This is a genomic window from Arsenicibacter rosenii, assembly GCF_001870735.1.
GTDB classification, from domain to species: domain Bacteria; phylum Bacteroidota; class Bacteroidia; order Cytophagales; family Spirosomataceae; genus Arsenicibacter; species Arsenicibacter rosenii.
Genome location: NZ_MORL01000007.1, coordinates 132,662 through 147,593, shown reverse-complemented (window position 1 = coordinate 147,593; position 14,932 = coordinate 132,662). Strand labels below are relative to the sequence as shown.

11 protein-coding genes are annotated in these 14,932 nt (G+C 54.1%); 6 read left to right on the top strand and 5 right to left on the bottom strand.

The genetic code is table 11. From position 1 onward, the window contains the following. Positions 1 to 21 precede the first annotated feature (21 nt). The 6 genes from BLX24_RS15040 (at position 22) to BLX24_RS15020 (ending at position 9,701) form a co-directional block, all read left to right on the top strand. Positions 22 to 2,133, top strand: a complete 2,112-nt coding sequence (locus BLX24_RS15040) for a bifunctional aldolase/short-chain dehydrogenase (RefSeq protein WP_071503976.1) — start codon at positions 22 to 24, stop codon at positions 2,131 to 2,133. A 446-nt stretch (positions 2,134 to 2,579) separates the two neighbouring features. After that, entirely contained in the window at positions 2,580 to 3,590 is a 1,011-nt protein-coding gene (locus tag BLX24_RS15035) for a GntR family transcriptional regulator (protein WP_229201814.1), read from the top strand. 249 nt (positions 3,591 to 3,839) lie between these two features. Beyond that, positions 3,840 to 5,120 (top strand): sugar isomerase, encoded by a 1,281-nt coding sequence (locus BLX24_RS15030; protein ID WP_071503974.1) that lies wholly within the window; start codon positions 3,840 to 3,842, stop codon positions 5,118 to 5,120. Continuing rightward, positions 5,117 to 6,499 (top strand): FGGY-family carbohydrate kinase, encoded by a 1,383-nt coding sequence (locus tag BLX24_RS15025; RefSeq protein ID WP_229201813.1) that lies wholly within the window; start codon positions 5,117 to 5,119, stop codon positions 6,497 to 6,499. The genes BLX24_RS15030 and BLX24_RS15025 overlap by 4 nt, the downstream gene beginning before the upstream one ends. A gap of 623 nt (positions 6,500 to 7,122) precedes the next feature. After that, entirely contained in the window at positions 7,123 to 7,482 is a 360-nt protein-coding gene (locus BLX24_RS32165; protein WP_177225846.1) for a hypothetical protein, read from the top strand. Beyond that, positions 7,416 to 9,701: a hypothetical protein gene (locus BLX24_RS15020; RefSeq protein ID WP_229201812.1), complete on the top strand. Its 2,286-nt coding sequence runs from the start codon at positions 7,416 to 7,418 to the stop codon at positions 9,699 to 9,701. The genes BLX24_RS32165 and BLX24_RS15020 overlap by 67 nt, the downstream gene beginning before the upstream one ends. Before the next feature lie 55 nt (positions 9,702 to 9,756). Here BLX24_RS15020 and BLX24_RS15015 read toward each other — a convergent pair whose 3' ends face one another. From BLX24_RS15015 to BLX24_RS14995, 5 genes are all read right to left on the bottom strand, one after another. Continuing rightward, a complete protein-coding gene (locus BLX24_RS15015) occupies positions 9,757 to 11,130 on the bottom strand; it encodes a cytochrome-c peroxidase (RefSeq protein WP_071503972.1) in 1,374 nt (457 codons plus the stop codon). Between the two features lie 214 nt (positions 11,131 to 11,344). Next, positions 11,345 to 12,685 carry a vanadium-dependent haloperoxidase gene (locus BLX24_RS15010; RefSeq protein WP_071503971.1) on the bottom strand — a complete coding sequence of 447 codons (1,341 nt, stop codon included), beginning with the start codon at positions 12,683 to 12,685 and terminating at the stop codon, positions 11,345 to 11,347. 119 nt (positions 12,686 to 12,804) lie between these two features. After that, a complete protein-coding gene (locus tag BLX24_RS15005; RefSeq protein ID WP_071503970.1) occupies positions 12,805 to 13,347 on the bottom strand; it encodes a hypothetical protein in 543 nt (180 codons plus the stop codon). Between the two features lie 121 nt (positions 13,348 to 13,468). Continuing rightward, on the bottom strand, positions 13,469 to 14,713 hold the full coding sequence (locus tag BLX24_RS15000) for a cation:proton antiporter (protein ID WP_071503969.1): 1,245 nt from the start codon (positions 14,711 to 14,713) through the stop codon (positions 13,469 to 13,471). Positions 14,714 to 14,737: 24 nt separating this feature from the next. Beyond that, positions 14,738 to 14,926 (bottom strand): hypothetical protein, encoded by a 189-nt coding sequence (locus tag BLX24_RS14995; protein ID WP_071503968.1) that lies wholly within the window; start codon positions 14,924 to 14,926, stop codon positions 14,738 to 14,740. Between the last annotated feature and the right edge of the window lie 6 nt (positions 14,927 to 14,932).

Genomic DNA, 14,932 nt, shown 5'->3' with positions numbered 1-14,932 from the left:
TTGACCGATAATTATTGTCGCATGCATACAACACAAACCTTTCGTCACGTCAGCTACCTGTGGGACGAAGCCAAAGCCCTCGAACTGGCCGGCAACGAAGTCGACTTATTCATTTACCGTTCAAACCTGCTCGGTGCAGACCTGCGACTGACCAACTACGCAGGGGGTAACACCTCGGTTAAAATCACCGAAACCGATCCGCTGACGGGTCAGCCGGTCGAGGTGATGTGGGTAAAAGGCTCCGGCGGCGATATTGGTACCCTGACCAAAGCCGGTTGCGCCAACCTGTACGTCGACCGCCTGAAGGCACTGAAAAACCGGTACCGCGGCCTCGAGTTCGAAGATGAAATGGTTGAGCTGTTCAATCACTGTCTGTTCGATCCGAAATGTGCGGCACCATCAATTGATACCCCGCTGCACGGTCTGTTGCCCTACAAACATATCGACCACCTGCACCCGGACGCCCTGATCGCCATTGCCGCCAGCAAGGACGGCGAAACGATTATGAAAGAAATCTGGGGTGACCAACTAGCATGGATTCCGTGGCAGCGCCCGGGATTCGATCTGGGTCTGCAGCTGGAAAAAGCCGTTACCGACAATCCAAACCTGCGCGGTATCATCCTCGGCGGCCACGGTTTGTTTACATGGGGCAGTACCTCGTACGAATCATACATCAATACGCTCGAAGTAATCGAGCAGGCATCGGAATACCTGAACGCAAATTATGGCAAAAAACGTGCTGTATTTGGCGGGCAGAAACTGGAAAACACCGATGCTGAAACCCGCAAGGCGCGCGCCGCTGAACTGATTCCTACGCTGCGCGGCTTAGCATCAAGCTACCGCCGGATGCTGGGCCATTTTACCGACGACGCCCGCGTGCTGGAGTTTGTCAATTCAAACGATCTGGATAAGCTGGCGCCGCTGGGAACAAGCTGCCCTGACCACTTCCTGCGAACGAAAATCCGGCCGCTGGTGCTGGAACCGGCCGATACCCTGATACTGAAATCAGCCGAAGAACTTAAAACGTATCTTGTTGAGCAGTTTGAAGCCTACCGCGCTGACTACGCGGCGTATTACGAGCGTTGCAAACATGACAACAGCCCGGCCATGCGCGACCCGAATCCGGTGGTAATTCTGTGGCCGCAGGTGGGTATGTTTACCTTCTCGAAAGACAAGCAGACGGCCCGCGTCGCCAGCGAATTCTACATCAATGCCATCAACGTTATGAAAGGCGCAGAGGCCGTTTCAGAATACGTTGGCCTGCCAGAGCAGGAAGCGTTTGATATTGAGTACTGGCTGCTCGAAGAAGCCAAGCTGCAGCGTATGCCGAAGCCGAAATCACTGTCGGGCCGGATTGCGTTCGTAACCGGCGGGACGGGCGGTATCGGTAAGGCGATCTGCGAAGTGTTGCTACAGAACGGAGCTTGTGTGGTTGCCGCCGACCGCGACCGGCTGGACGACGTACAGACTGAACTGCGCAGGCAATACGGCAAAGACAGCACCATTACCGCCGCCATTGACGTGACCAGTACCGACGTTATTGCGGAGTCGCTGAAGCAATCGGCATTGCAGTTTGGCGGGGTCGACATCGTCGTCAACTGCGCCGGTCTGTCGATTTCGAAGCCACTAGCCGACCATACCGAAAAAGACTGGGACATCCTCCAGGACGTTCTGGTGAAAGGTCAGTTCCTGGTCACGCAGAAAGCCGTAGAAATCCTGCGCAAGCAAAAACTGGACGGCGATATTGTGAACATTGCCAGCAAAAACGCCCTCTTTGCCGGACCAAACAACGTGGGCTACGGAACGGCCAAAGCCGCTCAGCTGCACATGAGCCGGTTGCTGGCTGCCGAACTGGGGCCTGAGAAAATCCGTGTGAACACCGTGAACCCTGATGCCGTACTGCGTGGCAGCAAAATCTGGGAAAGCGGCTGGGCCGAAGGCCGGGCAAAGGCCTATGGCATTGCCATGGAAGATCTGCCGGCTCACTATGCCAAACGGACGCTGTTGAACGAAGAAATTCTGCCGGAAGATATCGCTAAAGCTGTGCTCGTTTTCGTTGATGGTAGCCTTGGCAAATCAACCGGTAACGTACTGAACGTTGACGGTGGTGTAGCCGTTGCCTTCGTCCGGTAAGCTATATCAACAACCAACCCAAGCCCCTTCTCATGCTCTCCGGAGCCTGAGCGGGGGCTTTTCTCATTTTTACCCCTCCTAGCTTAAATACAATTTAACCTTGTACTATTTTCCCATAAACCTGTATGATTCTTACAAAACACAGCACGTGTCTTTATCTCATTATTATCTTTTTCTCCCTTTTATTTAACCTTATCTAAATTTTATGCTTTTTTGGCAACGTTCCCGATAACGATTGCATAAATAAACCGGCTCCGGACCGGCCAACTTAATCATCAAATTGTGTAAGCTTATGGTATCTGATTTTCGTCAAAAAAACAGTGCAGCAAAACTAAATCCTCAAAAAATCCAGAACTCAGCTACCCATGATTGCCAAGCCAACATACACAGGTCGGAGTCGGAACCAGACAGTCGGTTTTGTCGATACATACAATCCATCAGTCGGAATGTATAAGCTTCAGTTTAATCCCTTCGACAAGACCCCTAAGTACAAACAGATTGTACAGTCAGTGATCACGGACATTGAGCGCGGGGTACTGAAAAAAGGTGATCAGCTGCCTTCGATCAGTGAATTAAGTGTGGAGTATTATCTGGCCCGTGACACGGTCGAAAAAGCGTATCGGGAGCTGCGGGAACGCGGATACATTACATCGGTGCAGGGGAAGGGCTATTACATCCAGACCAATGACACCAACAAGCTGAAGGTGCTGCTTATTTTCAATAAACTCAGCTCCTATAAGAAGCTGATCTATTACGCGTTTATCAACGCCCTCGGCGACCGGGCAACGGTAGACCTGCAGATTCACCACTACAACGCCCGTCATTTTAAGGACATCATCGAGAAAAATCTGGGCAAATACAACTACTACGTGGTAATGCCGCATTTTACCCAGGAGCTCGACAAAGCCAATTACATGGACGTACTCGAAATGATTCCGGCCAATGAGCTGGTGCTGCTCGATAAAGACATCCCTGATCTGTCCGGCAATTGCCTGAGTGTGTTTCAGAATTTTGAAAAAGACATTTTTAATGCCCTCGAAACAGCGCAGGACCTGTTGAACCGCTACAAACGCATGGTGTTGATTCTGCCCAGCGACGGCAACTATCCCGACGAAATTGCGCGTGGCTTCCGGTCGTTCTGTATTGTCCATGACAAGCAGTTTGCCGTCAAGGAAAATGCCATGGATGAAGCCCTCGAAGCCTCCACGGCATACGTCACCGTCGAAGAAACCGATCTGGCCGAGCTGGTGAAGAAAGTGCGCCAGTCGAGTTTTCTGCTGGGTCGCGAAATCGGGCTGATTTCGTTCAACGAAACCACGCTGAAGGATCTGCTGGGCATTACGGTCATTACCACAGACTTTGAACACATGGGCCGGACAGCCGCCACCCTGCTGCTGGACAAACAGCGGGTTAAAGTCAAAAACCCGTTTTACATGATCCGCCGGGGCAGCTTGTAGCACGGCCCACCGGTCGAAAAGGGTAATTCCTATAATATCCCGAATTAATGCAGGAGAGACCAGAAGAGTTTAAGTAGAATCCGGTCGTAACTTGCTTCTCAATATGTAGTTTCATCATAGGTAGGTTAGTAGTAAGCCCATTAGATTATCTAATGGGCTTATTTGTAGCACAACAGTCTGATTGGCGCCAGCTGCCTGAAACGCATAGACGTACGGATTTTTTTAACCCTGAAACTTGAAGTAACGTATATGATCTCCGAACAACGCATTCAGGAACTTAACCATTCTCTGCAGGACGACCACCAGTTCCGCTTTAACTTTCTGGCCGAGTGGCTCGACCGGCGTGGCATTGCGGTTCAGGAAATTATTGATCAGGTAGCCGCTTTTCAGGTAGCCATTCCCAGCTGGGCATTAGGAACCGGCGGAACCCGTTTCGGCCGGTTCCCGGCCGGTGGCGAACCCCGTAACCTCGAAGAAAAAATTGAGGACATCGGCCTGCTTCACCGGCTGAACCGGTCGTCTGACTCTATATCGCTGCACATCCCGTGGGATATCCCGAAAGATGTACCTGCCTTGCAGCAACTACTGGCCGAAAACAGCCTGACCATCGACTCCGTTAACTCGAATACCTTTCAGGATCAGCCGGATCAGCCGTTCTCCTATAAATTCGGTTCACTGTGTCACACAGATGCCAGTGTCCGGAATCTGGCCATTCAGCATAACATCGACTGTATTAACTACGGGAAAGCACTGGATGCCAAAACCCTGACGGTATGGCTTGCCGATGGATCCAACTTCCCGGGCCAGCAGCACTTCCGGCGCGCCTATCAGCGGACCGCCGAATCGCTGGCATCGATTTACGAATCCATGCCGGCCGACTGGACCATGCTGATTGAGTACAAACCCTACGAGCCGCATTTCTATTCGATGGTTATCCCTGACTGGGGGACATCGTACTCGCTTTGCCAGTACCTTGGACAGAACGCGCAGGTACTCGTCGATCTGGGCCACCACCTGCCTAATACCAACATCGAGCAGATCGTTGGCCGCCTGCTGCACTTCGGCCGGCTGGGTGGTTTCCACTTCAACGGATCGATGTACGGCGACGATGACCTGACAACCGGCAGCATCAAACCGTACCAGTTCTTCCTGATTTTCAACGAACTCGTTGATGGCATGACCGATCCGGCGGTGAAGAACCCGTCCCTCGCCTGGATGATCGACGCCAGCCACAATACCAAGGACCCGCTCGAAGACCTGCTTCAGTCGGTACAGAGCATCCTGACGACCTATACCAAAGCCCTGCTCGTCAACCGCGTGGCGCTGTCGCAGGCGCAGGAAGGCAACGACGTGGTGGTAGCCGAAGAGTTGCTGAAAGACGCGTTTCAGACCGATGTCCGCCCGTTGGTGGCCGAAGCCATGCGTCAGTCCGGCGGTGCGCTTGACCCGATCGCTGCGTATAGGGCAGCTCACATCCGCGAAGGTCTGATTCAGAAACGGGGTAAGCTCAGTATCGCGACAGGACTATGATGCAAACGGAAACACCGCCGATTTCGGCCCAGGGCAGTGGCCGTAAAGCCATTTATGCCGTCTTCGACGTCGGAAAGACCAACAAAAAGGTCATCCTTTTCGACGAAACCCGGCAGGTGGTCGAAGAGCGGCAGGAGGTTTTTCCGGAAATTACGGACGAGGATGGCTTCCCCTGCGACGACGTTGACCGGCTCACCGGCTGGGTACTCGACTCGTGGGAAGCCCTCCGCAACGACCCGAACTACGCCCTGAAGGGAGTCAATTTTACCGCCTACGGGGCCAGTTTTGTGCACCTGGGCGCTGACGGCAAACCGGTTTTACCGCTCTATAACTACCTGAAACCGTTTCCGGAAGCACTCGCCTACCAGTTTTACGACACGCTGACCGAAAACCGCGACGACTTTGCTGCGCTCACCTGTTCGCCCCGGCTGGGCATGCTCAACTCGGGCCTGCAACTGTACTGGCTGAAATATGCACGCCCTGAACAGTATCGCCACATCCGGACGTCCCTGCATTTACCGCAGTACCTGTCGTATCTGATCACGGGCGAAACCTTCAGCGATTATACATCGGTGGGCTGCCACACAGCACTCTGGGACTTCGGTCAGGACCGTTACCACGACTGGGTAATCCGGGAGGGTATCGATGAAAAACTAGCCCCGCTGACCCGCGACTCCATCGCTTCGGTGGTGGATGGCATTATGATCGGCGTAGGGCTACACGACAGTTCGTCGGCCCTGGTACCTTACCTGCTCCAGAGCGATGAGCCGTTTATGCTGCTCTCGACCGGAACCTGGTGCATTAACCTGAATCCGTTTAACCAGCTCACCGTCGACGGGAAAGCGCTGTCGGCCGACATGCTGCGCCGTGACTGCCTGAGTTATATGTCGCCCAAAGGGCAGGCGACGAAGGCCTCCCGTGTCTTTTTCGGCCGTGAGCATGACTATCAGGTTGAGCGGATTGCCAAACAGTTTAATGTATCGCCGGACTTTTACAAAGCGATCAGTAAACCGGAGCCGGTAACCACAGGAGTCCCTTTTGAGCCTGCCTGCATGGCCGGCACCGGACCCTTCCCTGAGCAGGACGCGCGGCCGTGGGACATCAGCGGATTTGCCACCGCTGCCGATGCCTATCAGGCATTGATGGCCGGCCTGATGGCGATTCTGAAGACATCGATTGACCTCATTTCTACGGACGAATCTCTTTTTTATGTAGATGGCGGTTTCGCCCGCAACGGCGTTTTTATGCAGTTGCTGCGGCAGCTTTATCCGGCCAAACGCGTACAGATGCTGGAGGTGCCCCAAGCCACCGCACTCGGCGCGCTCATGCACCTTGAACAAGGCGAAGCCCATAAACAGACACGGCTGCTGTTTACATAAAGCCTATGCGGGCTCCCTTTGGGCTCTGTGATGTGGTGGAGCCCCCCAAACCCGTACGGGCGACCCCACGTGGTCGCCCATTCCCAATGTGGGCACCAATTACAAACAATGGGCATCCACCCAAACCCGTACGGGCGACTCCACGTGGTCGCCCATTCCCAATGTGGGCACCAATTACAAACAATGGGCATCCCCCAAACCCGTACGGGCGACCCCACGTGGTCGCCCATTCCCAATGTGGGCACCAATTACAAACAATGGGCATCCCCCAAACCCCTACGGGCGATCCCACGTGGTCGCCCATTCCCAATGTGGGCACCAATTACAAACAATGGGCATCCCCCAAACCCGTACGGGCGACCACGTGGTCGCCCATTCCCAATGTGGGCACCAATTTCAGACAATGGGCATCCCCCAAACCCGTACGGGCGACCCCACGTGGTCGCCCATTCCCAATGTGGGCACCAATTACAAACAATGGGCATCCCCCAAACCCGTACGGGCGACCACGTGGTCGCCCATTCCCAATGTGGGCACCAATTTCAGACAATGGGCATCCCCCAAACCCGTACGGGCGACCCCACGTGGTCGCCCATTCCCAATGTGGGCACCAATTACAAACAATGGGCATCCCCCAAACCCGTACGGGCGACCACGTGGTCGCCCATTCCCAATGTGGGCACCAATTTCAGACAATGGGCATCCCCCAAACCCGTACGGGCGACCCCACGTGGTCGCCCATTCCCAATGTGGGCACCAATTACAAACAATGGGCATCCCCCAAACCCGTACGGGCGACCACGTGGTCGCCCATTCCCAATGTGGGCACCAATTTCAGACAATGGGCATCCACCCAAACCCGTACGGGCGACCCCACGTGGTCGCCCATTCCCAATGTGGGCACCAATTTCAGGAAATGGGCCATCATCAGGCAGTGGGCGACCACATGGGGTCGCCCGTACGGATTCAGGGATTGCGGATGAATGCCCGACACATAGATTCGGGCATACGCGCCGATAAACAATTTAACCGGGCGGCCACATGGGTCGCCACTATACACATGCATTTTCTTTTCAAACCCTTCCTGCCGGGCATGCTGGCGCTGCTGGCGACAGCCTCGTTCGGGCAAAAAATTGACCGCAAGGCCCTTGTCAGCCGCCACAACGTTGTTAATACCCGTTTTGATTCCCTTGGCTCTGTGACCGTTGGTAACGGCGAGTTTGCCTTTACGGTTGACGCTACCGGCCTGCAAACCTTCCCTGATCATTACCTGCGCGGTGTTCCGCTCGGCACCCAGTCGCAGTGGGGCTGGCACAGCGTACCGAACACGAATAATTACCGGATTGAGGAGGTCTATAAGGAATATGAAGCCCAGGGGCGCAAGGTGCCGTATACCTACGCGTTCAACGCCAACACGGGCCGCAAGGGCGAAGTGACCAACTATTTCCGCGAAAATGCGCACCGGCTGGATCTCGGCCGTGTCGGTTTTGTGCTCAAAAAGGCCGACGGTAGCCTTGCCGGCCGGCACGACATTAAACAAATCCGGCAGACCCTCGACCTCTGGACCGGCGAAATCCGCAGCCACTTCGAGCTCGAAGGACAGCCAGTGGATGTGGTAACCATTTGCCACCCGTCGCTTGATCAGATTAACGTGCAGGTTAAATCGCCGCTGGTGCAGAAAAAACGGCTGACGGTCTCGCTCCGTTTTCCTTATGGCGCTACCGACTGGGAGGGTGAAGGCGGCTGGGATATGCCCGATAAACATACCACTACCCTGCGGTCGACCGGTAGCCGGAGTGTGGTGCTCGAACGGAAGCTCGACACGACCCGCTACAGCGCGGCAGTTGCCTGGACCGGTGAGGCCCGCCTACAGGAAAAGGCAGCCCATCTGTTTGAGCTGACGCCTGCCCCGCAAAAAGATCTTCTGGCGTTTGCCGTTTTGTTTTCAGAACAGGCCAACCCCAAAGCGGTTGCTGCCTTTACCGTGGTTCAGCCGCTCAACAAGTCGCATTATGAACGCTTCTGGCAAACCGGCGGGGCTGTTGACCTCAGCGGTAGTACCGATCCCCGTGCGGGTGAACTCGAACGACGGATTGTGCTGTCGCAATACCTGACCAAAATCAACTGCTCCGGCACCATTCCGCCGCAGGAAACCGGTCTGGTCTACAACAGCTGGTATGGTAAACCCCACCTCGAAATGCACTGGTGGCATGCGGCCCATTTCATGCTCTGGAACCGGCCCGCCCTGCTCGAACGGAGTTTGCCGTGGTACCAGACCATCAGTCACAAGGGCCGTGAACTGGCACAACGTCAGGGCTTTGCCGGTATCCGCTGGCCTAAAATGGTGGACGACGTGGGGAACGAAAGCCCGTCGCCCATCGCGCCGTTTCTGATCTGGCAACAGCCCCACTTCCTGTACTTTGCCGAGCTGGCGTACCGGAATCATAAGGATAAAAAAACGCTTGATACCTACAAAGACCTTGTTTTCGCGACGGCCGATTTCATGGCGTCCTACGCCTATTTTGACAAAGCGAAAGGAAAATATATTCTGGGCAAAGGCCTGATTCCGGCCCAGGAGCGTTTCAAGGCTGAAGACACCTTCAACCCGCCATTTGAGCTGGCGTACTGGTACTGGGGTCTGTCGGTGGCGCAGCAGTGGCGCGGGCGGCTGGGCATGGGCCGGAAACCGGAATGGGATCAGGTGATCAAACAACTGTCGCCCCTGCCGGCACAGGATGGCGTGTATCTGGCTGCCGAAAGTGCAACCGATTCCTACACCAATCCGCCCTACATGACCGACCACCCGACCGTACTTGGGGCCTATGGCTACCTGCCGGGCACACCCGACCTCGATATGCCGACCATGCAACGGACGTTCGATAAGGTGATGACCGTCTGGTCGTGGGAGAATACCTGGGGCTGGGATTATCCGCTCGTGGCGATGACGGCGGCCCGCCTCGGTAAACCGGAACAGGCTATTGATGTGCTGCTGATGAACGTGACCAAAAACACGTTTCTGCACAACGGTCATAATTACCAGCGTGATAACCTGCGCATCTACCTGCCAGGCAACGGCGGGCTGCTGATGGCCATTGCGATGATGTGCGAAGGCTGGGACGGCGATAAAGGGACACCGGCCCCCGGTTTTCCGAAAAACGGCAAATGGAAGGTCCGCTGGGAAAATCTGGCCAAAATGCCGTAAAACTGAGTGGTGGCACGACCAGGCATTTCTGTCTAAGTCGTGCCACCACTTGTTGTCAAAACCCTAACTGCGAGCGGCTGACCGGGTCGTTGTTCGGGAAGGCGGCACCGGATGGCAGCGATTTTGGTACGTACCGCATCAACTCCGGATCATAAAGACCATTACGGATAAACGACGCAATCTTCTGCATGTCGGCCGTTGACAGATTCAGTGGCTTAAACTCCGCTGCCAGTTGTGTTTTCGGTACATTGGCATTCTGTGCTACCGCCGCATTCTTGTAAGTGATTACCTCTTCAATCGTTCGGAACGACGCACCGTGCCCATAGAACGGACTGTCTTTCAGGTTATACAACTGCGGCACCTTAAACTTATACATGTCTTCCGCTCTGCCCGTAAACCCGCCACGACCTTTGTGCTCCGCTTTCGTCGGGTCGGCCTGCACAACCACTGCCTTACCGCTTGGAGCGCCATCCGTTAGGTCACTCATGCCAAGTGCGTAGAACTTCATGGTGTTCAGGGCCGGACCATTGTGACATTGCGCGCAACCCGCTTTCCCGAAAAAAAGAATAGCGCCTTCCTTTTCTTCCGACGACAACGCCCCCGCTTCGCCTTTCAGCCAGCGCTGAAACGGTGCCCGTGTTGATAACAAGGTCCGTTCGTAGGCGGCAATGGCCATACCGGCATTGATCGCCGTCTGCGCATCGTTGGTCCAGTTATCGTTGAACGCTTTTTTGAACAGTTCTTTGTAGGTCGCATTACCCTGAAAGGCTGACGCCTTCATGTTGAGCCGGTGCACATCCTGCCCCGCAATGGCCTGGGTTTCTACCCCCTGAAAGCCCAATGTGTTCTTTTCCTTCGGGGTTCCCTTCGTCCAGGCCGCTTCTGTGCCGGTATTTACGCCGGTTGCGCCGAACTGCCCGTTCCAGAGAATGTTGGTCTGGTAGGCAATATTGAGCGCCGACGGGCTGCGTACCGGTTGCACATCTACCTCACTGCCCTGATACTGGCTGTTGATCGCCCGTGCTTCGCCATTCTGCCCGAAACCAACCCCGCCGTCGCCGATCCCCTGCGGTACACACGCCTGAAAGCCGGCTTTGGCATGGTGGCAACTCGCACACGAATAGGTCCCGAAACTGATTATTTTCATCGGGTGCTGCGAAAGGGCCGTCTCATGGAACAGTAACTCCCCGAGCGCCACCTTTTCGGCCGTAACCGGATTTTTCGGATCCTGCGGGATCCGCGTATAGTCTGTACTCTCCGGCAGCTGATAAAAGGCTTTACCCTGCCCGGACGAGGCCTGGTCAATCAACGTTTCCAACTTATCATCTAAAGGTCCTTTTTGGGTCAGATCGCTGGATGGCTGGCAAGCCATCAGCAGGATAGCGATTCCCGGAACAGCTATTACGCCCGGTAGTATCTGTTTTTTCATGGTACGTTGTATTCTTTGGGTAATCAGGCCGAAACCTTTGCGTAAATCCGACACAACAATAGTGCCATGGAACCTATGATTCTCATCATCAAAAACCTTACAAAATACTACAGCCTCTGAAAATGAATACCTTCCGAAACCGGTACAGTTTATCAAATTACCCTTAATTGTCAACATGTTATATTCGCCTTAGTAGTCTGATACCTTCCTCTGATTACTGACGGGCGATGGTAACAGGCAGTAATTTCCGGATAACCCATTGTCCGACATGCTCTCCCTGAACCGTTCCTTCCTCAACCCCGTCCCTGAAATGAATCCCCCCGTACACACGGCTGATGGAGGCTTCCAGATAAGCGTCTTTTACCGATGCAAACGACCGGACGCCATGTCCGTACGGGTGCTCGGTAGAATCGGTAAAAGCAATAGTGCCGCCTAATAAGCGGTTGATCACCTGACCGGCCGCCGCCGAAATGCAGCTGTGACCGCTCACATATTCGGGAAAGGCAGGCGTCTCCAGAAACGGCCGCCACATCGGGTCGATGTATTGATTAATCACGGTTTCAGGTCGTATCCGTACGCTGCGGTACTTTTCATCCCAGCAGGCGATGAAGCCGTCGTAGAGCGCAATGGCAGTCAGCGAATACAACTCGGCTGCCTGAATCATGCTGACCTTTTTCTGACGGGCCAGGGTGGTAGCAATCGCAATCCAGTGGCCCGGCGGGGTCATTTTTTTGCTGCCAAACATTACGTGGCCTTTTACATTGGTTACGAACGCATTATCGTCCCAGAAATAGGCAATATCCCGCTGCTGACTGGTCAGGTGTTTACCAATGTCGTACACTTCAGTCGTAAGTTTCCAGAACCGGCTGTTTTTGTCGAGGCTATAGGCAGCGGGGGGCAGACACCGGAACTGCTGCGCAGAGTCGAGGGTAAACGTCCGCACAGTATTCCATTGCGGCTCACAGGCATCGGCATAAGCCGGCGGGGTCGGCACCCAGGTCCCGGGCTTTCCGGAAATGGTATACCGGAAGCCCCGTGTTTCCTTGTAGTGATCTTTGCTGGCATAGGCCAGAATGTGTTTGGCTACCTGATCGCCATAGGCCATTGATCGTTCGTACACGTCGGAAGGCACGCCGAGTTTTTCCAGTTCGGGCAGGAACGTATGTTCGTACGTATCCCACATGTCGGCCGAAAACGTTAAGGCGCGGCCGACCGACAAAAACGCTTTCAAGCCAGCGAGCGGAAAGCAATACGCCTGACCGGCGTCGGGTTGCGGGGTAGCTTCCGACCCGTTCAGTTTTCCCATAATGGAGTGATGTCCCTTATCGCCCGGCACCATGGCTTCATAGCTGGCCAGAAACGCATATCCGTAGATCCGGCTGGCGACAGGCGGCTTAAAAATATCATGAATCATCACATTGGTCAGTTGTTTGGCCGACGCATATAACAGTTCAGGATTCCCGGCTCTGGCATTGTACTCGTCCGGTGAAGTATTGGGCTGACAGGCACCCAGGCCCATCAGCAAAAATAGTATCAGTATGTATGTCTTATTCATAAACAGTTCGTACGGAATGATTGGGAAGCAGAAATGCAGGAATAGCCCAACCCGCCGGACAGTGCGACGTAACGCACCTGCCGGGGAACAGGATTCCGGTAAACAATCAGGAAGCCGGACTAATGTTCGGGAGGAGGCGACAATAACCTGCCTGTCTGCGGGTAGTGCCCGTAAATGACTTGTGTCAGCGGGGCTGGCAGGTAGTTTAACATGGGGTAGTTTTCTGAGGGCCAGCCGAATACCGGCGGCAGATAGGTATGGATGCGTAATTTCAGGAGCGTCAACGCTTCAGACAACGGCGATTTCGCCCCTTCGGTCTGCTGGTCTACGAGTTGCTGCACCGAATTGGCCAGCTCGGCAAAGCGGTCGCGTGCCGGCAGGTTGGTTTTCATCAACGTATAGAGCGTATCGTTTTCAATGTGCTGGCGGGTAATGTTATAGAATGACTCACCCTGCTGAATCAACCCATGCTGATCCGCAGCATTTTCCCAATAGGTAGTGTAAGGCAGTGAAAGGGGAATTTTCATCACCTGCCATTCATCCTGCTGTGATACCGGCGAGGCGGTTTCGAAGCGATCATCGAAGCACAATACGGCCACAGGCACCCCTATCGTATGATACAGGAGCAGCAACAGCAAGCCGATAGCGCCTAATGACCGCATGGATTTATTGTATTTTCCCGGCCCAAAACTGCACAATCTACCCGACTCATGCAACTCATCCGGCCAGTCTGCCGCCAAACCTGACAAGAATCAGGTTCGGCGGCAGCTATGCGGCATTGACTTAGCCGGTCGGATACAATCGCTTGATGAGCCGCTCCATCGTAAGCCCCTGGCCAACTACAGAGAACAGCACCACGGCATAGGTTATACTAACAATCAGATCGCTGTCCGGGACAGCTTTTCCGATAGACAGCGCCATGGCAATGGAGAGCCCGCCCCGCAAGCCGCCCCAGGTCAGCATCAGCGGGGCTTTATTGTCGAGGTCCAGCCAGCGTCGGGCAACCGTAAATGGTATAATGATTGATAGATAGCGTGATACTAAAACGATCACAATAGCAAGTGCACTAATCATCAGGTTCGAAGCGGTAAAATCAATTACCAGCAGCTCTACACCGATCAATACAAACAGAATCGCATTCAGAACCACGTCGAGCAGTTCCCAGAACCGGTCAACGTATTCGCCCGTCTCCTCACTCATGGCACTCTGACGCGCCCGGTTGCCGATAAACAAACCGGCCACAACCATGGCCAGCGGACCCGACACATGCAGCTGATGAGCCAGCAAGTACCCGCCCATTACGCCGGCCAGCGTCAGCAACACCTCGGTCTGGTAGTGATTAATGGAACGAAGCAGCCCGAACAAACCGTAGCCGAGCAAGGCCCCGAACAAAATACCGCCCCCCGCTTCCTGTAGAAAGATCAGCAGCACTTCCCCCGCCTGAATGGAAGAAGAGCCATTCAGAACTACCTGATAAAGCGTTGCAAAAATTACAACAGCCACCCCGTCGTTGAATAAAGACTCACCGACGATGTTGGTCTTCACACTTTCGGGTAATTTAAACTTAGCCAGGATGCCCAGTACGGCAATCGGATCGGTCGGCGAAATAAGTGATCCGAACAACAGGCAGAGAGCGTAGGGCAGCGCTACCCCGATCCAGCCAGCCAGCCAATAAAGCAACGTGCCGACAAAAAACGTACAAAGCAATACCCCTACAAAGGCAAAGAGGATAATTGACCGGCGTTCTACCTTCAGTTTGGCCGCATCGGCATGATACGCGCCGGCAAAGAGCAGAAAACACAGCATGACATCGAACAGTACATAATGAAAGTCAATGTCACGAATGGTCTGTCGGGTCAGGGCAAACAAGGTGGGTTTCAGCTCGTTTACACCCAATACGATCAGGGAGAAAAATAACGATACCAGCATGATGCCGATGGCGTCGGGCAGTTTCAGAAACCGGACGTTGACATAGGAGAACAACGCGGAAACAACGATCAGAATGGTTAGTAAATGAAATAATTCCATGAGTATGTCCGTTCGGTAAACCGGTTAGGCCGGTAAGGCAAAAAAGCCTGAAAGCCAGGCAATCAGGGCAGTCAGTAAAAATAAACAGACTATCCAGATTACCAGCCAGTCAGGCTTACGAACAACCGTCTGATCGGCGTTTTGTTCACGTGTTTCTTCTTTCGATATGATTTCCAGCTCCCCTTCAGGCGCAATGCTTGTTTCTTTTTTCATGGTGTT

What these genes read in the sequence shown, in the direction of transcription:
- BLX24_RS15040 (WP_071503976.1), top strand. Translation starts at nt 22, where the DNA reads ATGCATACAACACAAACCTTTCGTCACGTCAGCTACCTGTGGGACGAA.
- BLX24_RS15035 (WP_229201814.1), top strand. Translation starts at nt 2,580, where the DNA reads ATGTATAAGCTTCAGTTTAATCCCTTCGACAAGACCCCTAAGTACAAA.
- BLX24_RS15030 (WP_071503974.1), top strand. Translation starts at nt 3,840, where the DNA reads ATGATCTCCGAACAACGCATTCAGGAACTTAACCATTCTCTGCAGGAC.
- BLX24_RS15025 (WP_229201813.1), top strand. Translation starts at nt 5,117, where the DNA reads ATGATGCAAACGGAAACACCGCCGATTTCGGCCCAGGGCAGTGGCCGT.
- BLX24_RS32165 (WP_177225846.1), top strand. Translation starts at nt 7,123, where the DNA reads ATGGGCATCCCCCAAACCCGTACGGGCGACCACGTGGTCGCCCATTCC.
- BLX24_RS15020 (WP_229201812.1), top strand. Translation starts at nt 7,416, where the DNA reads ATGGGCCATCATCAGGCAGTGGGCGACCACATGGGGTCGCCCGTACGG.
- BLX24_RS15015 (WP_071503972.1), bottom strand. Translation starts at nt 11,130, where the DNA reads ATGAAAAAACAGATACTACCGGGCGTAATAGCTGTTCCGGGAATCGCT.
- BLX24_RS15010 (WP_071503971.1), bottom strand. Translation starts at nt 12,685, where the DNA reads ATGAATAAGACATACATACTGATACTATTTTTGCTGATGGGCCTGGGT.
- BLX24_RS15005 (WP_071503970.1), bottom strand. Translation starts at nt 13,347, where the DNA reads ATGCGGTCATTAGGCGCTATCGGCTTGCTGTTGCTGCTCCTGTATCAT.
- BLX24_RS15000 (WP_071503969.1), bottom strand. Translation starts at nt 14,713, where the DNA reads ATGGAATTATTTCATTTACTAACCATTCTGATCGTTGTTTCCGCGTTG.
- BLX24_RS14995 (WP_071503968.1), bottom strand. Translation starts at nt 14,926, where the DNA reads ATGAAAAAAGAAACAAGCATTGCGCCTGAAGGGGAGCTGGAAATCATA.